The 22,707-nt window shown below is 53.5% G+C and carries 25 protein-coding genes; 19 read left to right on the plus strand and 6 right to left on the minus strand.

All coding sequences use genetic code 11. The features are described from left to right. The first annotated feature begins 14 nt into the window (after window positions 1–14). The 3 genes from NFS35_RS09495 to NFS35_RS09505 are packed head-to-tail and all read left to right on the plus strand — an operon-like array spanning window position 15 to window position 1,433. Window positions 15–944 (plus strand): M56 family metallopeptidase, encoded by a 930-nt coding sequence (locus NFS35_RS09495; protein WP_251206885.1) that lies wholly within the window; start codon window positions 15–17, stop codon window positions 942–944. After that, entirely contained in the window at window positions 898–1,296 is a 399-nt protein-coding gene (locus tag NFS35_RS09500; RefSeq protein WP_251206886.1) for an RCC1 domain-containing protein, read from the plus strand. Before NFS35_RS09495 ends, NFS35_RS09500 begins: the two co-directional genes overlap by 47 nt. After that, window positions 1,293–1,433 (plus strand): hypothetical protein, encoded by a 141-nt coding sequence (locus tag NFS35_RS09505; protein ID WP_251206887.1) that lies wholly within the window; start codon window positions 1,293–1,295, stop codon window positions 1,431–1,433. The genes NFS35_RS09500 and NFS35_RS09505 overlap by 4 nt, the downstream gene beginning before the upstream one ends. A 123-nt stretch (window positions 1,434–1,556) precedes the next feature. On the opposite strand, the gene NFS35_RS09510 is transcribed toward NFS35_RS09505, so the two are convergent. The 4 genes from NFS35_RS09510 to NFS35_RS09525 all read right to left on the minus strand — a co-directional run bounded on the left by NFS35_RS09510 (window position 1,557) and on the right by NFS35_RS09525 (window position 5,502). After that, window positions 1,557–2,222, minus strand: coding sequence for an ABC transporter ATP-binding protein (locus tag NFS35_RS09510; protein WP_251206888.1), 666 nt, complete (start codon window positions 2,220–2,222; stop codon window positions 1,557–1,559). A 13-nt stretch (window positions 2,223–2,235) separates the two neighbouring features. Continuing rightward, a complete protein-coding gene (locus tag NFS35_RS09515) occupies window positions 2,236–3,522 on the minus strand; it encodes a hypothetical protein (protein ID WP_251206889.1) in 1,287 nt (428 codons plus the stop codon). Between the two features lie 11 nt (window positions 3,523–3,533). After that, on the minus strand, window positions 3,534–4,505 hold the full coding sequence (locus NFS35_RS09520; RefSeq protein WP_251206890.1) for an ABC transporter permease: 972 nt from the start codon (window positions 4,503–4,505) through the stop codon (window positions 3,534–3,536). Between the two features lie 412 nt (window positions 4,506–4,917). Continuing rightward, window positions 4,918–5,502, minus strand: a complete 585-nt coding sequence (locus tag NFS35_RS09525; protein ID WP_251206891.1) for a hypothetical protein — start codon at window positions 5,500–5,502, stop codon at window positions 4,918–4,920. A gap of 102 nt (window positions 5,503–5,604) precedes the next feature. Between NFS35_RS09525 and NFS35_RS09530 the strand changes: the two genes are divergently transcribed. From NFS35_RS09530 to NFS35_RS09555, 6 genes are all read left to right on the plus strand, one after another. Beyond that, window positions 5,605–6,618, plus strand: a complete 1,014-nt coding sequence (locus NFS35_RS09530) for a helix-turn-helix domain-containing protein (protein WP_251206892.1) — start codon at window positions 5,605–5,607, stop codon at window positions 6,616–6,618. Between the two features lie 278 nt (window positions 6,619–6,896). Continuing rightward, a complete protein-coding gene (locus NFS35_RS09535) occupies window positions 6,897–7,319 on the plus strand; it encodes an RrF2 family transcriptional regulator (RefSeq protein ID WP_251206893.1) in 423 nt (140 codons plus the stop codon). A gap of 40 nt (window positions 7,320–7,359) precedes the next feature. Next, window positions 7,360–8,343 (plus strand): aminoglycoside phosphotransferase family protein, encoded by a 984-nt coding sequence (locus NFS35_RS09540; RefSeq protein ID WP_251206894.1) that lies wholly within the window; start codon window positions 7,360–7,362, stop codon window positions 8,341–8,343. Between the two features lie 15 nt (window positions 8,344–8,358). Next, window positions 8,359–9,213 carry a metallophosphoesterase family protein gene (locus NFS35_RS09545; RefSeq protein ID WP_251206895.1) on the plus strand — a complete coding sequence of 285 codons (855 nt, stop codon included), beginning with the start codon at window positions 8,359–8,361 and terminating at the stop codon, window positions 9,211–9,213. Beyond that, window positions 9,180–9,410: a hypothetical protein gene (locus NFS35_RS09550; RefSeq protein ID WP_251206896.1), complete on the plus strand. Its 231-nt coding sequence runs from the start codon at window positions 9,180–9,182 to the stop codon at window positions 9,408–9,410. Before NFS35_RS09545 ends, NFS35_RS09550 begins: the two co-directional genes overlap by 34 nt. 38 nt (window positions 9,411–9,448) lie before the next feature. After that, the gene (locus NFS35_RS09555; protein WP_251206897.1) at window positions 9,449–11,452 is read left to right on the plus strand and encodes a B12-binding domain-containing radical SAM protein; all 2,004 of its coding nucleotides are present in this window, start codon (window positions 9,449–9,451) and stop codon (window positions 11,450–11,452) included. Window positions 11,453–11,514: 62 nt separating this feature from the next. Here NFS35_RS09555 and NFS35_RS09560 read toward each other — a convergent pair whose 3' ends face one another. Next, a complete protein-coding gene (locus NFS35_RS09560; RefSeq protein ID WP_251206898.1) occupies window positions 11,515–12,144 on the minus strand; it encodes a hypothetical protein in 630 nt (209 codons plus the stop codon). Window positions 12,145–12,429: 285 nt separating this feature from the next. Between NFS35_RS09560 and NFS35_RS09565 the strand changes: the two genes are divergently transcribed. From NFS35_RS09565 to NFS35_RS09595, 7 genes are all read left to right on the plus strand, one after another. Next, window positions 12,430–13,902 carry a VanW family protein gene (locus tag NFS35_RS09565; RefSeq protein WP_251206899.1) on the plus strand — a complete coding sequence of 491 codons (1,473 nt, stop codon included), beginning with the start codon at window positions 12,430–12,432 and terminating at the stop codon, window positions 13,900–13,902. Window positions 13,903–13,940: 38 nt separating this feature from the next. Then, entirely contained in the window at window positions 13,941–14,981 is a 1,041-nt protein-coding gene (locus NFS35_RS09570; RefSeq protein ID WP_251206900.1) for an AIR synthase-related protein, read from the plus strand. Between the two features lie 150 nt (window positions 14,982–15,131). After that, window positions 15,132–15,614 (plus strand): Lrp/AsnC family transcriptional regulator, encoded by a 483-nt coding sequence (locus NFS35_RS09575; protein WP_251206999.1) that lies wholly within the window; start codon window positions 15,132–15,134, stop codon window positions 15,612–15,614. Then, on the plus strand, window positions 15,611–16,792 hold the full coding sequence (locus NFS35_RS09580) for an aminotransferase class I/II-fold pyridoxal phosphate-dependent enzyme (RefSeq protein WP_251206901.1): 1,182 nt from the start codon (window positions 15,611–15,613) through the stop codon (window positions 16,790–16,792). The genes NFS35_RS09575 and NFS35_RS09580 overlap by 4 nt, the downstream gene beginning before the upstream one ends. A 12-nt stretch (window positions 16,793–16,804) precedes the next feature. Then, a complete protein-coding gene (locus NFS35_RS09585) occupies window positions 16,805–17,749 on the plus strand; it encodes a hypothetical protein (protein WP_251206902.1) in 945 nt (314 codons plus the stop codon). 29 nt (window positions 17,750–17,778) lie between these two features. Then, entirely contained in the window at window positions 17,779–18,288 is a 510-nt protein-coding gene (locus NFS35_RS09590; protein WP_251206903.1) for a tRNA (cytidine(34)-2'-O)-methyltransferase, read from the plus strand. 138 nt (window positions 18,289–18,426) lie between these two features. Beyond that, complete coding sequence (locus tag NFS35_RS09595) at window positions 18,427–19,002, plus strand: uridine kinase family protein (protein WP_251206904.1); 576 nt, start codon at window positions 18,427–18,429, stop codon at window positions 19,000–19,002. 20 nt (window positions 19,003–19,022) lie between these two features. On the opposite strand, the gene NFS35_RS09600 is transcribed toward NFS35_RS09595, so the two are convergent. Further along, complete coding sequence (locus NFS35_RS09600; RefSeq protein ID WP_251206905.1) at window positions 19,023–19,937, minus strand: AEC family transporter; 915 nt, start codon at window positions 19,935–19,937, stop codon at window positions 19,023–19,025. Window positions 19,938–20,158: 221 nt separating this feature from the next. Here NFS35_RS09600 and NFS35_RS09605 point away from each other — a divergent pair, with 221 nt between their 5' ends. The 3 genes from NFS35_RS09605 to NFS35_RS09615 all read left to right on the plus strand — a co-directional run bounded on the left by NFS35_RS09605 (window position 20,159) and on the right by NFS35_RS09615 (window position 22,318). Continuing rightward, window positions 20,159–21,589 (plus strand): MFS transporter, encoded by a 1,431-nt coding sequence (locus tag NFS35_RS09605; protein WP_251206906.1) that lies wholly within the window; start codon window positions 20,159–20,161, stop codon window positions 21,587–21,589. A 90-nt stretch (window positions 21,590–21,679) separates the two neighbouring features. Then, window positions 21,680–22,024, plus strand: a complete 345-nt coding sequence (locus tag NFS35_RS09610) for a hypothetical protein (protein ID WP_251206907.1) — start codon at window positions 21,680–21,682, stop codon at window positions 22,022–22,024. Between the two features lie 75 nt (window positions 22,025–22,099). Beyond that, entirely contained in the window at window positions 22,100–22,318 is a 219-nt protein-coding gene (locus NFS35_RS09615) for a hypothetical protein (RefSeq protein WP_251206908.1), read from the plus strand. Window positions 22,319–22,707: the final 389 nt, after the last annotated feature.

Here is a 22,707-nt window from a genome sequence, read left to right on the forward strand (position 1 = left end):
AATTCTTAATTTCTATGCGCATTTTGTTGAAACGGTTTCCCAAGTATATTTCCTATCTGCTCTGGAGCGTGGTCCTGTTCAGGCTCCTTTGTCCGATTACTCTGGAATTCGGAATCAGCCTGGTGCCAAATCTGAAGCCCGTGTTCTATGAGTACAGATGGGAGGAAAAGGCTGTTCCCGCAGAATGGCCGGGCGAACCTGTCGCGACCGATACAGTTGATGAAGCGAAGAAAGAGCCGGAATCTGCACAGGCGGCTCCCATAAAATCACATCCGGATGTAACTTCTGCGGTTACAGAAATCTCCTGGCAGGAGCGGTTCCTCTTATTTGGAAAATATATATGGGTATCAGGAATCGGGATTCTGCTTCTGTACAGCGTGATATCCGCTGTCAGGATTCGCAGGAAAGTATCAATAGCAATCCCTCTGAGAGAAAATATTTATATGACAGATGAAGCGGTATCTCCGTTCGTAATGGGCATATTCAGGCCCAGGATTTATTTGCCGGGGAATTTGCGCCAGGAAGAGCAGGAATATATTATCCTGCATGAGAAATTCCATATCAGGCGCATGGACCATATCGTCAAGCCGGCGGCGTTTGCCGCGCTGTGCATCCATTGGTTCAATCCGCTGGTATGGATTGCGTTCATTCTGTCCTGCAAAGACATGGAAATGAGCTGCGATGAAGCAGTTATTAAAAGATTTGGGGAGGATATCAGGGCAGATTACTCCGCTTCTCTGCTGGCCCTTTCCGCGCCCCGCCGTGTCCCTGGAGGAATTCCGGTGGACTTCGGGGAAGGAGATACGAAAGGCAGGGTCAGGAATCTGGCGGCTTTCAGGAAGACCCAAAAGGGCGTACTGGGCCTATGCATGCTGCGGCAGAGAGGACATCGTCTGCTTGAAAGAGGACAGGACAGTATGGACTTGGGGAACCGTTTATTTTGAGGGCAGCTATTATTCGCCGAATGTCTATTATCTGCAAAATCCTCAAAAGATTTTAGAAGACGCGGTGCTGGTCACAGGAGGCTGGTTCAACCATGCAGCATTGCTTAGGGACGGGACAGTCTGGACCTGGGGGTACAACATGTCCGGGAATTGCGGTGTTGCGGATCTGGCCCCAATCGGTGAGCCGACGATGGTGGCGGAGGATGTGGTCATGGTCTGGACAGACCTTGCACTGAACAATTACCCGCAGCCGGGTGCAGAAGATATCGCCATGGCCTGGACAGGCGGGCTGCGGTATGATATGGAGCATGATGACATTGCAGAGCTTGGGATATCTATCCAAAGCATTTGAATAATACGGTGATTCAGAAAGCCGACGGCTCTTATTGGGTATGCGGCGAGAATGTGGGGACGGAAGAGAAGACAGTGCATGGCCGGGAGGCTGACTACACTGTAGTCTGCGCACATGAGTTCCATCCCTGCAGATAGCTTTGCGATGCCGTTTTTGCGCATAGTCCCATATTCTTTTTGACATTCTGGATGTCACTGTATTACAGCCGGTCCCAGAGCCATAACTGCCTGGAGCTAATGTGCTCACTGCAAGAACACTGGTCATTGTACCATGCCGTCTTTTATGATGACAATCCGATTGCAGTAGTCGGCTACCGACTTATCGTGGGTCACTATGATGATTGTCTTGCCTGCGCGGTTCATTTGCCGGAACATCTCCATTATTGTGGTCTCTGTGTGGGAGTCCAGGGAACCGGTGGGTTCATCTGCCAACAGCACGTCCGGATTGTTCGCCAGGGCCCTTGCTATGGCGGTGCGCTGGCATTGGCCGCCAGATAATTCATAGGGATGGCTGTCTCGTTTGTCATATATCTCCAGCTGCCGCAATAATTCCTCTACCCTGGCGGATATGGCGTTCTTATTGCTCTTCCCGTATTGCAGCGGGAGCGCTATATTCTGGAAGACTGTTCTATCGTCGAGAAGCGCGTGGTACTGGAGGATGAAGCCGATTTTCCGGGAGCGGAAAGCGCTTAACTGTCTCTGGCTCAGGCCATTGATCCGGCTGCCCTCAAAGAGATATTCGCCCTCGTCCACTTGAACCAGACCGCCTAAAACATTCAGCAGCGTAGACTTGCCGGAGCCGCTTTTGCCCATGACGGCTACCATTTCCCCTTCTTTTATGGACAGGTTGATACCTTGCAGGGCATGTACTGCCCTGTCGCCGGTTCCGAAGCTCTTCTTGATGTTGCGCAGCGCTATTTTTTCCATCAAATTATCCTCCTCACTCTTTCCTCCATAAAAAATCCGTTCCTGTAAGTTTCCTGACGATTGCCATTGCGGGCATGGCGGTCAGAGGAGACAACAGGAAGCTTGCGGCCACAAGTGGAAAGCTATAGGAGCCGCTTACGGCACCGCTGATGAAAAAAGCCGACAGATGACAGATCGCGGCAATCAGGAGCGCCTCAGACAGAATCATTATATATATCCTGAAATATCCTGCGCCCAGCAATATATGAGTATAGTAAGCATTTAGGTTTCTCAGGCTGTTCAATGACAAATAGACGCACATGCAGAGGAAGGAAAATACAGCAATGCAGCAGACCAGGAACAATGTGCTGTCATAGTATTCCGCATTGGAAAGCTGCAGCATCCTGACGGTGAACATGCTGACATCTGCTATATAGTATTCGGGGATATTATATTTGCTGCGGATGCTGTCATAGTATGCGACAAAGTCATTGAGTTCATAGCCCTCTGACATGGTGATGATGAAATTGAGGTACGAGGAATATGCTACTTCCTGCATCAGCCGCTCGTCATCCGGTTGGGAATCCTCGTTGTGAATATCAACAGGGTCATATGGGAAATCCAAAGCCGGAACAAGGATATAATCATCCAACACCTCGATGTTATCCTGCGAAAAACTTAGCATCGATTCGCTTTCCTCTAAAATGCCTATGATTTTGAAATCGACGCTCTTATTCCAATAAAAGCCCTGAAGCATATCGCCTACCGAGAAATTGTCGGCATAATTGCGCCCGACCATTACAGGAACATAATCATTTCTGTATATGAAATCGTCATTTTGGAGCGGCCGTCCAAAGCTGACATTCAGCCCCAATTTCCCAATTATATTTTGTGAGATATAATAAGCCTTTGCCCGGAAATAAGTCTGGCCGGACATTTCAAAGCTGTTGTCCTTTGAGCCTTCTCTGTAATTGGCTATAAAGCTTATATTGTCTTTGAATTCCACAAGTTCAAGCGGTTGTCTGATCTGCAGATAGTATTCAAAAATCTGCTGATTCATCAATTCGCGCTGAGCATTTTTCAAATCGTTCAGCCTGTCCAGGGAGTGGTAGAATATGCCGGAATCTCCATCTTCGAACTCCTTGGAGACGAAGAAATATTCTTTGCCGTTATATATGGTCTTTAGACGCTCATCTACCACCCGGACATCTCCGGATTCCGTAAAAAGGAAATTCAGCAGGAAGAAGACCACGGTAAGAAGGACTATCATAAGGAGGAACATGAATTTCGTCTTTTTTATATTAAGGATCAATTGCTCCATTATCATATCATTCACCTCAGGTAACGATTTGTCCAATTCCTCAGATACAGGATGACAGGTACCATGGAAAGTGGAATCAGCAGAACCGAAACAGTTAAGGCATAAAGCACATCCAGGCGGCTGTATCGGCTCTTCAATGACAATATGGCGGCTGCGCTCCCGAGCAGGTAACACGGGCTGCATGTAAGCATAAAATCCCCCAGGAGATCCAGCAGTATATGGAGATCCGATACTCCGCACAGCCTCTTCACGGACAGAGGATATTTTTGACTTTCCAGCCAATATGATATGCTGATTATAGCACAGATTAAAAGGCACAATAGCACTGAAACAAATACGGCTAAACCAGTATTGCGCTCTTTGTACATGGCTCTGACTCCCACTTTTTCGATTTCCGTTTCGCTTATGATGCTGCCAAGAGCGTCATCCTGCAGGAGACTTCTGCTTTCCCGCCCACCGTCTAATACATAAAAGCCATCTGACTGGAAAACATCCAGCATGGCATCCAGATTGATCCACAGATAATTGTCCAGCAGGCTGGGAGATTCGGTGCCAAGGATTCCGATTACTTCATAAAGCTCGTCTTGCACCGCGTAATAAGTCCTGCCATCGATGGTCTGGCAGTCATCCCTGCGGTTGCGTCCGATCAGAGCGACTTTTTTGCCAGCAAAAAAGTCTGAACTCTGAAAGCTCCTCCCCCATATGACGGGAAACGCGCCTCTGCTGTCCTTTATGTATACGCCGCGGCAGTATCTGTCTATCTCGCCATACAGGATGCTGCCTTTTTTCATATGTTCCATTATATATTCGATGTCGGCCCTGTCAGAGCCCGCTGCCCAGAATGCAGCCGCGTGATTGCTGTAGAATTCCCGGCTGATTCTTATGTTCAGGTCCATATCGGAAATGACGTGGAGGATGACAGGAACGGTAAAACCAATCATCATGAATATGGCTGCCAGCAAGGCTTTTCGGATTTTTGGCATACTGCATGCTCCCTTTGCTTATTAGACAATTCAAAGCAGGAAGAATTTGGCATTCCTGCTCTGAAATTGCGTTGGTGTACAGATTGTTGGAGACTTGGATTTATGGTTATCTGGGTCGTTGCAGGTGTGGTTATATCCTATTTTTGCGCCGGTTTTATGATATACATTCTTGCCATTTTTTGTCACGGTTGTCCAAGCTTCGGCAGCCACTTCGCTGGGCTTGTACGGATGTTGGGGTCTCTTCAGCCGCAAAAGCAGTAAAAGCGGAAGATAACGACAGCGGAGCACGGGCCGAGACTTAGCTGCTCCAGGGTCACGTTTCTGCCTGTGCGCATTCCTGTGAGGAAATTGTGGAAGTGTATTTTGTCCCTGCTGTACCCTGCATTCCTTTCTGATATGGCCATACAGGAAGTCAGACAAGCTGTTTTCCATATTTTGCCAGGCAGTCCTTCGCTTCTTCTAAGGACAGGCCTATCTTTTCCCGGAGCCTCTTTAAAATGGTCTCGTCGTCCTGTCCGTCATCCTGCCCCAGTTCGACAATCATCTTTGCCTGCCCCTGCTGCATGCCCTGCTGCACGCCCTGCTGCATGCCCTGCTGCATGCCGCGGCGTATCCATTTCTCGGACTCTGTCTCAATTATAGTTCCTCCCATTACATTCACCAGCCTTTCTTCGTTCTTGTTCCCATTGGCAATATGTGTGATGATAGTATTCACAAAACCCATCAGATCTATCATTTCCGCATCGGACAGTTCGGCCGTCCCGCGGAGGCGCAGCAGCGCGTCCTTAAAATAGGTCAAATCCTCTATGGCACGGTCCACGTTCCCTTCCGATGTGATGTCCTTTTCATATCTGGCGATATAGAAAGGGATGTAGGGAAAAAGCCTCTTTTCGACAATGTATTCTCTGGTAAGGTTCTCCAGAATCACGTTTTCGGATTCATAATCAACAGTCTCCCTGATACCATTATAATGCGGCGTATCGGTTCTGGCAACCATTTCCGCCGCGAATATCTGCCAATGGGGCCTTGTGAAACTACTGGTTTCTAAAAAAGGAATGTTTATCCTTTGACTCCGGGAGCGGCGCAGGGTAGACTAATCATGGAAATACTGATAGAGTCACAGGATGCCGCAGGCATCAGCCGGGCATGCCGGAAAGGGGTTCACATGGATTCATTAAAGTATCATGAAGTTGCAGTGGGGGCGAGGATATATTCTCTGCGCATGGCGAAGGGAATGACACAGGAACAGCTGGCGGAGGTGCTGAGCGTCACTCCGGCGGCGGTCTCCAAATGGGAGAGGGATCTGGCCGTTCCGAGCATTGAGCTGCTGTGGGCGCTGGCCGATTTCTTTGAGTGCGATATCGATGACCTGGTGGGGAGAAAGGACGCGCGGATAGAGGCCGTGGGGGCATATGATGCGGAAAAGCTGCGTCTGTCCGTGACAGGGGAGGATTTGCTCAAATGCGGTGAAATCAGCAGGCAGAAAGGCTTTCCTGCCATGCAGGCCGCAATCCCCGGGCTAAAAAGCGAAAGCGCTTTTCTGGCATTTTCCATTCCGTACATGATGTACCTCACCATGAAGCAGACGGAGCCGGAGCAGGCTTTTGGATTTCTGGAAAACTACGCGGAGGCGCTTCCGGAGGCAGAGCGGAGGGAAGGGCACATGATAGCGGCGGCATTGAAGATGATTTTCGCCGGAGGAAAGCAGGAAGAGTTAAGCGAGCTGATCGCATCCTATATCGGGATGGAGTACAGGCAAAAGGGAGGGCATATGGGAGAGATTCTGAACCGCACCAGACAGGAAATCATCGATTCCTATAAGGATAAGGAAATGTATTCAGACGCAACCGATCTCCTGGAGGAGGCTGCGGACCTGGGGGATTTTGAGATACAGACCATGCTGCGGAATATGGACGAGGCCACGTTGACGGCTGCGCTGGCCGGAGCGTCCGGCAGGGTGGCGGTGCGCTTTTTGTCGAATCTGGCGGACCGGGTCCTGTACTTTATCCATGAGGATGTGGAGCGCTGGAGCGGAACCGAGGAAGAGGTTCTGGCAGCCCAGAGGAAAGTGCTGGAGATTGGAAGCTTTTGCATGAAGCACAGCCAGTCCTGACAAGTCCTCCGAAAACTGCAGAAAGCTTTCTCAGGAAAGCCTTATGTATGCCGCCGGGAGCTGGCGTTCCCGGCGGTTTCTTCCGTCCGGGATTGCGGGATTGTCTGTTTGGGTATTGCTATTAAATGCAGGCGTATAGTATAATTGATACTATATATGTTGAACCATCGCGGTATAGTTTCATGGCAAGTGAAATCGTTAAACAGTATAAATTCTGACGTTATGTAGTATGGGCAGATGGAAGAAATCTGTGTGGCAGAGGGAATAGCGCAATTATTATGAAGATTTCGACAAAAGGCAGATACGCGGTGCGCATCATGCTGGAACTGGCCCGGCATGATGGGGGAGAATGCGTCAAAGTAAAGGAAATCGCCGCCAGACAGGGGATTTCCGGGAAATATCTGGAACAGATTATCGCCGTGCTGAACAAGGCAGGCTTCGTGCAGAGCGTCCGCGGCGCCCGGGGAGGCTACCGGCTGGCCAGGCCCCCCGGGGACTATACAGTGGGAATGATTCTGCGTCTGACAGAAGGGTCTATGGCTCCGGTCTCCTGCCTGGAGGAGGGCGGGGAGGCCTGTGAGCGCTGCGATACCTGCGAGACAGTGGGAGTCTGGCGGGATGTGCAGACAGCCGTGAATCAGGTGATAGACGGCGTGACGCTGGCCGATTTGCTGGAGCGCGGGCAGAAAAAGGGCTTTTGAGGGCAGGCCCTAAGATGTATGTTTGTGAAAGGAGGCCGCTATGCGGGGATTGTATACAGAGAAAGTCGTTTCCGGAAAGATTCCGTTCGGGCAGTTGGTGGGAGAAATTCTATATTGTGATAACAGGGATATTATCCCGGAGGACATGACGCGGGAGGGCATAACACCGGGGGACATTTCCGCGGAGCAGTTCTGCGATGACGGAGAGGGCGAAGTCAACCGTTACAACGTATATAAAATAACGGCAGGAGACAAATATTATGTGCTGAAAAAGTCTGATGAAGCAGAAATCCGTATATATGAACATTTCCTGAACGGCCAGGGTCTCCCGGCTCCGGCTTATTTCGGAAGTACGAAATGGAACGGAAAGCAGTGGATTCTGATTGAATATGTGGAGGGGACAGATCTGCGGGACTATACGCCGGACATGGCGATTGCCTGTGCCGAAAGCATCAGCAGGATTGCCAACCGCTACTGGCAGGAAGACGAGGCGGAGTTTGCCCGGAAGAAACAGGATGACCGCTTTGAGCGCTACTGGAAGCGGATCAATAAGAGGGCGGAATGCCTGAAAGAAGAGCCGCTGTTAAGGGAGGCCTACGACTGTTTCCTGAGGCGGCAGCTGACCTGCCCCAGGACGCTTTCCAATGGGGATTTCCTGCAGTTCAACGCTATTTTCTGGGACAAAAAGGTGACGCTGGTAGACTGGGCTTTCGGCGGCATCATGCCCTATTCGCTGGACATCGCAAGGATGATTGCCCACGGCACCGAGAACAGGCGCACCTTTCCCTTTTATATGACAGAAGCGCATAAGGGCCTGTTCGTGCGCAGGACCTATGAACTGCTGGAGCGCAGGCCCTCCTATGAGCGGTATCTGGCGGATATCCGGCTGGCGGTGCTCAACGAATATATCGAATTCATCGAAAGCGATCTGCCAGACAGCTCTCAGGCAAGGGATGAGGTATTCGATTACTACAGTTCCGGGGCCCTGAAGCTGGCGGAGGAGATTCTGCGGGAAGAGGGATGACAAAAGGAGGCTGGGATGAAGAGACTGGCGCTGATCAGCGATGTTCATGGGAATTACAAGGCGTTGGAGGCCTTTCTGGAATATATTGAAGAGCATCCGGTGGATGGCATCATCTGCCTGGGCGACTATGTGACGGACAGCCCTTATCCGGAGCGGACCATGGAACTCCTGCATAGGATGAGGGAAACCCGTGACTGCTGTATGCTCCGGGGGAACAGGGAGGATTATCTGCTGGACAATGTGGGAAACAGGGAGGGCTGGAAGCCGTCTTCCGCCAACGGCACGCTTTATTATACCCTGCAGCACATGCGTCCGGAGGATTTGGCTTTTTTTGCTTCGCTTCCTACAGAGCGGGAGCTGAGAATCGAGGGATGCCCTGCCCTGTACCTCTGCCACGGCACTCCCGGCAGGGTGCGGGGGAATGTCCACGAGGAGGCAGGGCTGAAAGAGAAAGTCATGGAGGCGCTGGATTATCCTTATCTGCTGGGAGGCCACAGTCACCATCAGGAAATCGACAGGATGTACGGGAAGACCTATATCAATCCCGGTTCCCTGGGCTTTGCCGTGGACAATGTGGGACGGCGCGCCCAGTTTGCGATACTGACAGGGGTGTCAGAAAAATGGGAGGCGGAATTCCTGTCCATTTCCTACGATGTGGACGAGTATCTGCGGGACTTTACGGAGAGCGGTGTGGACGAAATCGGCATGACACTGAACAAGGCAATCAAAAAGAGCCTGGTGACAGGCGTCAATTATTTCTACCGCTGCATCCTTGCCATGGAGGCCAGAGCGAAAGAAATGGGGCTGGACTCCATGACGGAGGCGCCGGAATCAGAGTGGGAGAAGACAGGGGAGCGGTTTGGATTGTAGGCCGGAATGCCATTGACTTGATGGTGACAATGGTGGCGGATGAGCTTGCGGAGGGAATGCATCTAAGTCCGACAGATTTGCTGCCCCGGTTCGTCGCGTCCCGGACAGGCAAGCTGCTGTACGATGAGATCTCTAAGCTGCGGCGGAGCGGGCCGTCCGATATTGCCGATATGTGTGAGGCTGAAATACAGGCTTGATTATCGGATTCACAAAAGCAGGATTTGGAGGGACAGCCTTGGACTTTACATTTTTACTGACAGCGATAAACGCGAAATATATCCATTCCAACCCCGCCGTATACAGCCTGCGGGCCTGCGCGGGAGAAGAACTGCGGCGGCATGTGGAGCTGACGGAGTATACCATCAATCAGCCTATGCACCAGATTCTTGCGGACATCTATGCCAGGAAGCCGGACGCGATCGGCTTTTCCTGCTATATCTGGAACTGGAGGCTGGTGCAGGAGTTGCTGGGGGAGATTCCCAAGCTGCTGCCGGATACGCGAATCTGGCTGGGGGGCCCGGAAGTATCATATGACGCTGATGTCATATTGCGCCGGTATCCCCGGCTGTCCGGCATCATGGTGGGGGAGGGAGAGGCCACTTTCCGGGAGCTGCTGGCTTACTACGTGAATCGGCCGGATTGCGCAGACGCAGGCTTTGCAGCGCAGGAAAGTCCGGGCAGAAGCGCGTGCGGAGCATGTGAAGCCGGGGGGACGCCCGCAAAGATTCAGAGTCGGGAGACGAAAGTGGAGAGACTGCAGTCGGAAAAAGACCTGCCGGAGGGCGCTTTGCCGGAAAGGAATTTGCAGGAGGAAGCGGAAGATTTACAGAAAATTCCGGGCCTGTGCCTGCCTGCAGGCTACACTCCGTACCGCGCCCCGACAGACATGGACAGCATCCCGTTCCTCTACGACGACCTGACCCCTTTCGAGAACAGGATCCTCTATTACGAGACCAGCCGGGGCTGCCCGTACCGCTGCAGCTACTGCCTGTCTTCCATAGAAAAGAGGGTGCGCCTGCGGGATATCAGTATCATTGAGAAGGAGCTTCAGTTTTTCCTGGATAACAATGTCAAACAGGTAAAGTTCATCGACAGGACTTTCAACTGCAATCATAAGCACGCCATGGCCATTTGGGAATATCTGCGAAAACATGACAATGGTGTCACAAACTTCCATTTTGAGATTTCGGCGGATATCTTACGGGAAGAGGAAATCGCGCTGCTGAACAGTCTCCGCCCGGGGCTGGCCCAGCTGGAAATCGGCGTCCAGTCGGTGAATCCGGAGACCTTAAAGGCAGTCCGGCGCGCGATGGACGTGGAGCGGCTGGAGCGGGCAGTGGCCGCCATCCGCCGGAGCAATAATGTCCATCTGCATCTGGACCTGATTGCCGGGCTCCCTTATGAGGATTATGAAAGCTTCGGGAAGTCTTTCGACCGGGTCTGTGGGATGAAGCCACAGCAGCTGCAGCTGGGCTTCCTGAAAGTCCTGAAAGGCTCTGAAATGTGGGAGCGGGCCGAAGAGTACGGCATCACTTACCTGGAGCGGCCCCCATACGAGGTGATGTGCACGAAATGGCTGTCTTATGAGGATGTGCTGCGGCTGAAAGGAATCGAAGAGATGGTGGAGCTGTACTATAACAGCTGCCAGTTCACCCATACCTTGCCTTTCCTGGAGAAAGCGTTCCCCGGCCCCTTTGCCATGTATGAGGCGCTGGCGGACTTCTACAGAAAAAAAGGCTATTTCACGGCCAGCCCGGCCAGGGGTTATCGGTACCATGTGCTGTTAGACTTTGCGGCGGAATATGACGGTGGACGGCTGGAGGCTTACAGAGAGCTCCTCACCTATGACATCTATCTGAGGGAAAATGTGAAGAGCAGGCCGGATTTCGCCCCGGACATAAATGACTGCAAAGATAAAGCCAAAACGTTTTACCAAAAAGAAGAAAGGGAGCGGAAATATCTTCCTGATTATGAGGGATACGACTGGAAACAGCTCAGTAAGATGACCCATCTGGAGCCTTTCACCCGGCCGGTATGGGACATCGGGAAAATGACGGAGAGCTACGGCGGGGAGGATTCCGGGGCCGCGAAGCAGAGGGCGGAGCGGCAGGGAAATCCAGGCGGGAATATCGCAGTCTGCGGATTTGCCCTCTTCGACTACCGGAGGCGAAATCCCCTGACCTGCGAGGCGGCAGCGCATATAGTGAATCTGCAGGAAACAGAAGATGATTTGCCATAGGTTCTGATTGGAGCGTTGTCCGCATAAAATAGTCCAAGGGCGGCCCGTCCGGGACTTCCGCGTCAATACAACACACCGACGATGGAATCCAGGCTCTGCTTCAGATGGCGCAGGATAGCGCCCTTATTGGAAGACCGCAGGCCCTGCGCGGTGTTCATCATCTGCTCGATTTTATCTCCCCTGCCCCTGGCGGCCCAGTAATCCGCCAGCTGATAATAAGTGCGGCTGATGTCCGTATTGGTGCTGACGGCGAACTCCATGATGACTACGGCGTCGTCTGCATATCCGGCCTCTGTCAGCGCATCCGCCCATTTCTGCAGGGTGCGGGCCAGCAGCGTATAGTTCTGATCGTATTCGGACAGCTCCGTGATGTTGGCGGCGCCGTACTCCAGCTTCAGATCCGTGTTGGTCCAGCCGGTGAGGTTGACGATTTTCCGGGAAGTGAGAGACTCTATGACGTCAATGCACTCCAGCACCTCCGCGCTGTCGTTCAGCAGATGGGTGGGAAATCTCTCCAGGGGAATCTTGATATACGGCAGGCCGTCGAGGGGTTTGCGGCGGACAGAGTTCGCCTCCGCCTCCCGGGCCCAGAAATCCTTTTCGTCGCGCTTTCTCTTTCTCGCCTGTTTTTTGATATTGTAAGAAACAAGCAGGCAAAAGGTAATAAAACTTGCCAAAAATCCGATATTCATATATAATATCCTTTCGTAAGGAATTATTCAAAAATGACCGGAACAATTCCTGATAGTATTCGCCTGAGGGTGCCTGCGGGGCGCAGGCTGTTCCCGGGCAGTTAGGAGTATGTCATGTTCAACATGAATAATAAAAAGACGACCCAGCGTATCTCGGCGGCAATCGTCATCTTGCTGGTGATTGCGATGGTTGCTTCCACTGTAACATATTTGGTTTATTAATTCAACAGCGGAAAATATGCTTTGGGTATTTTCTGCCTGCGTGAATGAGAAAGGAAGAAAGCAATGGAAAAATGGATGAGAAGAGGGTTTCTGTGCGCTCTTATGCTTGCATGTATGCTGGTGCCGAAGACAATGGCAGCAGCCAAGGAAAATGATGTCATCAAAGAGGGAATCTTTGTGGGCGAGGTGGATTTATCCGGCATGAGCGCCCGGGAGGCCGAGGAGGCCGTGGAGGCCTATGTGGATACGCTCAGCGACGTGGAGATCACGCTGCTGGCCGCGGAGGACAATGAAGTGCCCGTGACCGCGGGAGAACTGGGGATTTCCTGGGCCAACAGGGAGATTATTACCGAGGCCCTGGAGGTAGGCACCCGGGGAAATGTAATCGAGCGCTACAAGATGCTGAAAGACCTGCAGCGGGAGAATCTGATCTACCCTCTGGAACTGTCCTTTGATTTTCAGGGGCTTACGGATATCCTGATTGATGAGTGTACGCAGTACGATGTGGAGGCGTTGGATGCCAGCCTGATCCGGGAGAACGACCAGTTCCGGGTAGTGGGAGGGAACACCGGCTACGCGCTGGACGTGGAAGCCTCTTTCGACAAGGTTCATGAGCTTTTGGCCAGCGGATGGGACGGCCAGCCCTGCAGCATACCTCTGGTAGTGGAAGTATCCCAGCCCAGAGGAAGCGCCGAGGAACTGGCCAGGGTGAAGGATGTGCTGGGAACCTTTACCACTTCCTACGGCTCCTCCAATTTTAACAGAAGCGAAAATATAGCCAATGGCTGCGAGCTGATCAACGGCACGGTGCTGTATCCCGGGGACGAGTTCTCCATGCTGGAATGCGTGACGCCTTTTACGGCGGAGAACGGATATTATATGGCAGGCTCTTTCATGAACAACCAGGTGGTGGACAGCATGGGCGGCGGCATCTGTCAGGTATCCACCACCCTGTACAACACGGTCCTGCTGTCGGAACTGGAGGTCACGGAGCGTTCTAACCACTCCATGATCGTAAGCTATGTGGATCCTTCCGCGGACGCCGCCATTGCGGAGAGCGCGGACAAGGATTTCCGGTTCGTGAACAACCTGGACTGCCCGATTTACATAGAGGGGCATACGGAAAATAAGCAGCTGACTTTTACCATCTACGGTGAGGAGTCCAGAGACCCCGGGAGGGAGGTCCGCTATGAGAGCAAGGTGCTGGAGGTCATCAATCCTCCCGCCGACGTGATTACCGCGGAGCCGGCGCTGCCTCTGGGATATCTCGCCGCCGACAATAATCTTCATATCGGCTACAGGGCGGAACTGTGGAAAATTGTCACCGAGAACGGACAGGAGACGGAGCGCACCCAGATAAACAGCAGCAGCTACCGGATGGTGCCCAGAAGCGCTGTGGTAGGGGTGGGCACGGAAGACCCTTATGCCTATGAGGAAATCATGGCGGCAATCGGCACTGGCAGCATAGAGCATGTTGCGAATGTGATCGCGTACCTGGTGCCGCCTCCAGTGGATCCCGCGGCTGAGGAACAATGATGTCTGCGGGAGGCAGTGGTCCGGCAGGGCTGGCCGGAATGAAAACCGGGAAATTGCCGGTGAATGCCATGAAGCGTTCTGTCCTGGGACAGATACGGACAAAGAGAAGTGAAGTGTTGAGTGGCGCAGGCATGGGAGAAGACTGCGCCATCTTCTCGTCCGGCCCGGAGGAGACAGCGGCGGTCTGCGTGCAGGAGGCTGTGCTGCGGACTGCGGGGGCAGGCGCCGCGGCAGCGAGGCAGCCTGTCCGGGAAGCGGATATGGCACTGGCGGATTTGATTGTGAAATGCGCCAACAACCTGGCGGCGGGAGGCGCCCGCCCGGTGGCGGTGATGATTGCGCTGCTTTTGCCGGAGGCGGTGCGGGAGCCTGAAATCAGGGCGCTGATGGCGGAGGCCGAGGAGAAATGCGCGGAATTATCCATAGAAATTGCCGGCGGACAGACAAGGATTACCGCCGCGGTATCCGCGCCTCTGGCCACAGTGACGGCTTATGGTGCCGCCGCAAAAGGCCGAGATTACAGTGCAAGGGCGGCAGCGCCGGGGCAGGATGTGGTTCTGAGCAAATGGATCGGCCTGGAGGGGACGGCGCGGATTGCGCAGTGCCGCCGCGGACAGTTGCTGGAGCGCTATCCCGCCTGGCTGGTGGAGGAGGCGGCATCGTTCGGAAAATATCTGTCCGTGCTGCCGGAAGCGGAGATAGCCTTGACGCATGGCGTCTGTGCCATGCATGACGCATCGGAGGGCGGAATCTTCGGGGCGCTCTGGGAGCTGGCGGAGGGCGCCGGCACAGGGCTGACCATTGATATGAGAAAACTTCCCCTGCGCCAGGAGACTGTGGAAGTGTGCGAGTGCTGCGGCGTAAATCCCTATGAGCTGCTTTCCGGAGGATGCCTGATAATGGCCACATGGGACGGCCCCGGCCTGCGGCAGGCGCTGGAGGAGGCGCGGATCTCCGCAGTCATTGTGGGAAAAGTCACGGACAGCCATGACCGGATTCTGCTCAATGGCGGAGAAACCCGCTACCTGGACAGAACCGGGACGGACAGCATCTATGCGGTGATGCCGCATAGCGGATAAAGCCGAGATTCCCTGTGCAGTCTGCCATGGGAAGAATTCTGTGCCCGGAATGCAATGCCGGAGGGAGCTGCCGTGCTGTATGGTCACTGCGTGAGCCCGCAGATATGCGGAGGAAATATGAGGATGACAAGAAAAGAGAGGTTTATGAAGATGAGAGAAGAATTGTTGGCATTGATTGAAAAGAACAGCCGAATCGATTTAAAGGAGCTGTCAGTCCTCCTGGGGGCCGGAGAAGCAGAGACGGCAAATGAACTGGCCAATCTGGAAAAAGAGGGCATCATCTGTGGATACCATACCATGATTGACTGGGAGAAGACATCCCGGGAAAAAGTATCCGCGTTGATTGAAGTGCGCGTGACGCCCCAGAGAGGACAGGGCTTCGACAGCATCGCCGAGCGCATCTATCAGTATCCGGAGGTCCAGAGCGTCTATCTGATGTCCGGCGGCTATGACCTGATGATTATCCTGGAGGGCAAGACCCTGAGGGAGATATCCGCATTCGTATCGGAGAAACTCTCCGCCCTGGATTCCGTGCTCAGCACAGCCACCCATTTCATCCTGAAGAAATACAAGGATCACGGCACGGTGCTGTCCAAGAAAAAAGAAGATGAAAGGGAGATGATTACCCCATGAGAAATCCGTTATCCGAAAAAGTCGTGGCAATCAAGCCCTCGGGCATCCGAAAATTTTTCGATATCGCCCAGGAGATGAAAGAGGCGATTTCCCTGGGGGTAGGCGAGCCTGATTTCGACACTCCCTGGCATATCCGGGACGAGGGCATTTACTCCCTGGAGAAAGGGAAGACTTTCTATACTTCCAACGCGGGCCTTAAGGAACTCCGGGAGGAGATCGCAAATTACCTGTATCGGAAACAGGGAATCCGCTATGAGGATCCCATGAAAGAGATTCTGGTCACAGTGGGCGGATCCGAGGCCATCGACATAGGCTTCCGGGCTATGATCAATCCCGGGGACGAGGTGCTGATTCCCCAGCCCAGCTTTGTGTCCTATGAGCCCTGTGCGGTGATGGCGGGAGCGAAGCCTGTCATCATCAACCTGAAAGAGGAAAACGAATTCCGCCTTACAGCCGGGGAACTGGAGGAGGCCATCACGGAGAGGACGAAAATCCTCGTGCTGCCTTTCCCCAACAACCCCACCGGCGCCATTATGGAGCGCAAGGACCTGGAGGCCGTCGCGGAAGTCATCCTGAAACATGACATCTATGTCATGTCGGATGAAATCTATTCTGAGCTTTCCTATAAGGAAAAGCATGTGTCCATCGCGCAGCTTCCGGGCATGAAAGAGCGCACCTTACTGATCAACGGTTTCTCCAAGGCATTCGCCATGACCGGCTGGCGCCTGGGCTATGCCTGCGGGCCGAAGAACATCATAGAGCAGATGATCAAGATTCACCAGTTCGCCATCATGTGCGCCCCTACCACCAGCCAGTACGCGGCTGTGGAGGCGCTGAAGAACGGCGACGAGGATGTGGCGGAAATGTGCACGGCCTACAACCAGAGGCGGCGCTATCTGGTGCATTCTTTCCGGGAGATGGGGCTGAAATGCTTTGAGCCCTTTGGGGCGTTTTACATTTTCCCCTGTATCAGCGAGTACGGGCTGAGCAGCGATGACTTTGCCATGCGGTTCCTGAAAGAAGAAGGAGTGGCCGTGGTGCCGGGGACGGCTTTCGGCGACTGCGGAGAGGGGTATCTGCGGATATCCTATGCCGCTTCCCTGGAGAATCTGAAGACTGCCATGGAGAGGCTTAAAGACTTCCTGGGCAGGCTCCGGGAAGAGCAGGGGCATAAATAAGAGGTGGTATCTATGAGGAAAAAGACAGGTATCGCAGTGACTGCAATAACAGTAATGACTATGTTCCTGTCTGCATGCGCGGGCATCCCGGGGATGGACAGCCTGAATGGTTCTTCCCAGGCTTCGGAGGAGGCAGGGGAGGAGCCGGGCAGCCAGGCGGATGACCCTGAGGCGGATTCGGGACAGGACAGTGCAGCAGACGATCATGAAAGCGGGGATGAGGCCGGCCGGGAACAAAGCGGCAGTACAGGCCGCGGAAATGGTAAAATCGACCTGAAAGGGAGCGACAGATCCCAGAGCCACAGCGGCGGAGAAATCCGGATCAGGACAGGCGGCAAAACGGGAGGAGACAGCATAGAGGCAGACCCGGAAGAGACGGACGCATCGGAAGAACAGGAAGAAAGCGGGGACGAAGAGACGGATTCCTACACGCTGGGCGTCACCACGGATGAGGGCTGGGAGAGCGAATATTGGAACCTGCGCTACACTGCTCCGGAGGGACTTTACATGCTGAACAAGGAGGGGCTGGATGCGCTGATGGGCCTCAGCGAGGAGCTGGCAGCGAAGAACTACACGGAGAGGCAGCGGGAGTATCTGAAGCTGACGACTCTGTATGAAATGATGAGCATGACCCTCGCCAATGATGCAAATGTAGGCATCACGGTGGAGAAGCTGTATGTAAAAGGCATGGAGACCGAGGAATACAAAAAAGCTGCGCTTCTTCATTTAAGGCTTATGCAGGAGCCGGTCTATGAAATCCTGGATGACAGCGGCACTGCGGAGATCGCGGGGGAGACCTATGCGGTGGTGAATACCCGTGTGGAGAGTAATGATGTGTGTCTGCAGGATTATTACTTCCGCGTGGAGGGTGAGAGGGCAATGATTATCGTGATTACCTACACAGAGGAAACCGCGGATACCGCCGGGGCGATTCTGAACGGTTTTGACGTATACTGAGGCTGCGGGACGGCCGGAGGAATTTGCGGATGCATATCATATTGCACCAACCGGAAATACCGGGAAATACCGGAAATATCGGGCGTACCTGTGTGGCTACAGGCACGCCCCTGCATTTGATAGAACCTTTGGGCTTTCGCCTGGACGAGAAGTCCATCAGGCGCGCCGGGATGGACTATTGGCCGCTTCTGGAAGTCCACAGGTACATGAACTTCCGGGAATTCGAAAAGCAGCATCCCGGCGCGAAAATCTGGATGGCTACCACCAAGGCCAGAAAAGCTTACACAGAGGCGGCCTACGGCCCGGAGGACTACATCATGTTCGGCAGGGAAAGCGCCGGGATTCCGGAAGAGATACTGGTTGAGCATGAGGAGGGCTGTATCCGAATCCCAATGCTGGATTCCATTCGTTCCCTGAACCTGTCCAACTCCGTGGCCATTGTGCTGTACGAGGCCCTGCGGCAGAACGGATTCCGCGGGATGCGGCAGGAGGGAGAACTGCACAGGCTGCACTGGCATGACGGGGAGAGCGGGACATGAATCTGCCGATTGGAGAGAGGACAGCCATGCGGCGGAACGCCGGAGATTTCATGGCAGACTAAGGAAGAGAAAACGGGCCGTGCTCCGCAGGGGAGGCGCGGTTCGGAAAATAGAAAACCCAAATGAGGAGGTAGACGGATGAAGCGGGCATATGTAGTGGGAATCGGGGGAGACAGCGCCAGCGGCAAGTCCACGCTGACCAGCAGGCTGGAGGAGCGGCTGTCCGACTACAAAGTGAAAGTCTTCCGCATGGACAAGTACTTCAGGGAGGCATCGGAGCGCCCTGATGTGGCGGGCATCCTGAACGGCAAGATCTACCGGGATGACAATCATCCGAATACGCTGGATTTAGAGAGGCTTCACGCGGATGTGCTGGCGGCCCGGGAGGAAGACTGGGACATCATCCTGATAGAGGGGATGTTCATCCTTTGGGATGAGGCGATGGCGCCTGTGCTGGATTTGAAAGTCTTTGTGGACTGCGATCCGGACGAGAGGCTGCGCAGACGCGTCACCCGGAACCTGGCATTCGGGCAGGACCTGGAGGAGATTATGGAACGCTATGTCCAGGCTGTAGTGCCCAGACAGCGGGAGTACGTGGAGCCCTCCAAGTGGAAAGCGGACATCATCGTCAACGGCTTCAGGACGGTGGACGATGGGCCTGCGGGCGTGGACATCATTCTTTCCTGGATTGAGAAGAACGCAGCCGGAGCGTAGGAATCGGCAGCAGATACGAATCACCCCACGATCGCCAGCAGGACGGGAATCGTGAACACGCATAATATGGTAGTCAGAATGATGGCAGCGCTGCAGGTGCTGCCATCTATGCCTTTCTGGTTGCCCAGTATCAGGGGCATATTGCCGATGGGCATGCCGAACATGACCATACACACGGAAATCAGGGCGGGATCGCCGGTGGCCAGCCGCAGCAGCGGCAGCATCAGCAAGGGCAGCACCAACAGTTTGACGATAGAGAACAGATATAATTTCGGCTGGCAGAAAATCAGTTTCGAATCCGTGCTGGCCAGCGCGAAGCCCACGGCCACCAGCGCCATGGGAGAGGTCACGTTCCCCAGATAGGTCACTGCCGTCATCAGGAATCCCGGCAGCTGTATGCCCAGTATGATGAGAAGGAGAGCCGCTATGCCGGACACCATCCCCGGGTTTATCATGGTCTTCAGGGAAGAAACCGAGAACTTTCCGTCCATCAGGGCCACTCCGTAGGTATAGAATACAATCGTATAAATCACCAGGAACTCCGTCACATAGACCACATATTCCGCCCCCAGGATACTGCTGACCACCGGTATGCCGATGAATCCTAAGTTAGAGAAGACGAACATCATCTGGAATATCTTCCGCTGGTCGGCGCGCTTGTCGAAGAACGGCGACAGAATCATGCCCGCGGCAATCAGGATGGCGAACATGGCGACGGCGATCAGACTCACCAGCCCCATGGTACCCAGGGGAATCAGCCCCACAGAGGACGCGGCGCTGGATATGATGAGCATGGGATTGAAGACGTTCACGATCATTTTGGACATCTGGGTGTTGGTGCGGGCGTCCAGCATCCCCTTTTTTGTCATGAACCAGCCGGCCCCTATCATGATGAGCAGAGAGAGCATCTGGAAAAATACGGTAAATATCGTCATGGCAACCTCCGATTCTTCTGCCGGTTCTGTCCGTCATGGGACAGGATGGCATATGCTTATTATAGCCATGTCCGCGCCGGATGTAAAGAATGATTTCGTTTGGAATCCGCGCTGTTGGATAAGCAGGAGCTTTCGCTGCGAATAATTTCCTCCGCAGCGAGGAATGCTATGGACAGTCCTGACATGCAGGGCTTAATCTGACGCAGCGAGATGGAGGTTTTATGTCGAGGACAGTTGACGATAAAGGAAATGTGAAAGAGGACAGGGCGGGAGATGTGCGCCCCTTTGGAATCCGTGATAAAATCGGATACATGTTCGGGGATTTCGGCAATGATTTCAGCTTTATATTCGCCAGCAGCTATCTGATGGTATTCTATACCAAGGTGCTGGGCTTAAGCGGCTTCGCGGTGGGGCTGCTGTTCCTGGGGGCGCGGTTTGTGGACGCTTTTACGGATGTAACTATGGGGCGTATCGTAGACCATATGCGGCCCGAAAAGGACGGAAGGTTCCGGGCCTGGATCAGGCGCATGTGCATCCCGGTGGCGGTGTCCAGTTCTGCCATGTACCTGTATTTCGTGCGGGACTGGGCCTATGGGGCGAAGCTTGTCTACGTGGTGTTCACATATCTGCTCTGGAGCAGCTTCTGCTATACGGCCATCAACATTCCCTATGGTTCCATGGCCTCGGTGATCAGCACGGAAGTGAAAGACAGGGCTTCCCTGTCCACTTTCCGGAGTATAGGCGCCAGCCTGGCGGGGCTGGCCATCGGTGTGCTGGTGCCGCTGATTGTATACGAGACGGACCAGGCAGGGAACCAGATTGTGCTGCCGGTGCGCTTTACGGTGACGGCCTTTGTGTTCGGCGCGCTGGCCGTGGTCTGTTATGTACTGTGCTACGCGCTGTGCAGGGAGCGGGTGGTTTTCCATAAAAAGGAGGAGAAAGGGGAGACGGCCTGGGAGATGCTGCGCAGCCTCGGGCGGAACAGGCCGCTGCTGGCATTGGTGTGCGCGGCGCTGGTGCTGCTGCTGGCCACGCTGATGGGCCAGACCATGAACAATTACCTCTTCCTGGATTATTTCAGGAACGCGAAGGCCTTGTCTATGGTGAATGTGGTGAGCATCGGCGGCACCCTGCTGCTGGCTCCTTTCATTTCCACGATTGCATCAAAATTCGGCAAGAAAGAGGCAGGGGCGGTGGGAATGCTGGCGGCCGGAATCGTCTATCTGGCATTGTTCCTGCTGCGGGTGGAGAGCATTCCGCTGTTCATGGCGCTGCTGTTTTTGGGGACCCTTGGAACGGGCCTGTTCAACCTGATTGTATGGGCCTATATCACGGACATCATCGATTACCAGGAGGTGACAACGGGAAAAAGGGAGGACGGCACAGTCTACGCGGTGTATTCCTTTGCCAGAAAAGTGGGGCAGGCTCTGGCGGGAGGTCTGGGCGGTTTCGTGCTGACAGCCATAGGCTATGTGTCTGAGGCTCCCGCCCAGAGGGAAGTCGTGGCGGAGCGGATTTACACAGTAGCCACCCTGGTGCCGGGAGTCTGCTATCTGGTGGTGTTCCTGATCATCCGGTTCGCCTATCCCCTGACGAAAGGCGAGGTGGAGAAGAATACGGCGATTCTGAGGGATTCATCGATTTCCCATTGACAATATCTCCCATATCGGGTAGGATTTTAGATAGGACCATGGCGGGTTCTCATACTATCAGATAAATGCGCCCGGAGCGCAAGGAGGCATATGAAACTCAACACATCAAAGATAACCGTCCCCGGCCTGTGGGACGCGATACGGGAACACGAGGGACAGCAATTCCTGACCAAAAAAGGGCTTCCTTTCACCTATACCATCAAGGGCGGCGAATTGTTCACGGACAGGCGGGAGCGCTCTATCACCAGGAGCACGTTCGAGAAAGCTTACGAGAAGCTGATTCAGGATCAGGTGGGGGAGGACGCGCCGAAGAGGATTGTAGGGCCGAAGACCCTGAATCTGTACGGTGCGCCCTATATCTGGGCCGTATTCACGGGAATCGGCCTGATAGAGGAGCCCAGGTACATACAGGAGGAGATAGACTTGAAGCCCTGATAAAGGACTTCCGCGGCCCTGTGCAGATTCGATAAACAGTATCATGAAATTTGGCCTATATAAAAGGAGATTATCATGAAAAACAGTAAAATATGTCCAAAATGCAACAGCAGCAACATCCTCAGGATAGAGGGCAGGGCAGGCGCCTATGGAAGCGGCAATAACATCCCGGTGGGATTAACTATATTTTCTTATGTAAAAGTGCCAAGGTATGTATGCTGTAACTGCGGATATTCAGAAGAATGGATTGACAAAGAGGATATCCCTGCACTGGAAAAGAAATTTCGGACATAGTGGCGGCATGCTTTCAGACATCTGCATGCCGGTGTTCTTTCCGAAACAGATTCAAACGCTTTCTATCGAATTATCTGGTATATTCTTTACAAACTTCCCACAGCAAAATATTTTCCCATGAAATCTCAGGCTCCGGCAGGCGGTCAGGCACTGCGAAGAGGCAGCATTTCCTTTTACCTCTTCGGGTGTGCCGAAAGGCATGACGTTCCAAATGCCGATGATGCCGCGGAATGAAAATTCGCTTTCGTAGTAATATATGCGGAAAAGCATATATTTTTTTATTGAGATATTTTATAGCTTGCATAGATGCAATTAGTATGATATCATATTGATATCAAAATAAAAGAGCTGTGGAGGATAGCGAAAAAGAAACCTCCGCAGTAAAATGC

Origin of the sequence: Acetatifactor aquisgranensis (assembly GCF_943193215.1) — a bacterium.
Classification (GTDB): Bacteria; Bacillota; Clostridia; order Lachnospirales; family Lachnospiraceae; genus Acetatifactor; species Acetatifactor aquisgranensis.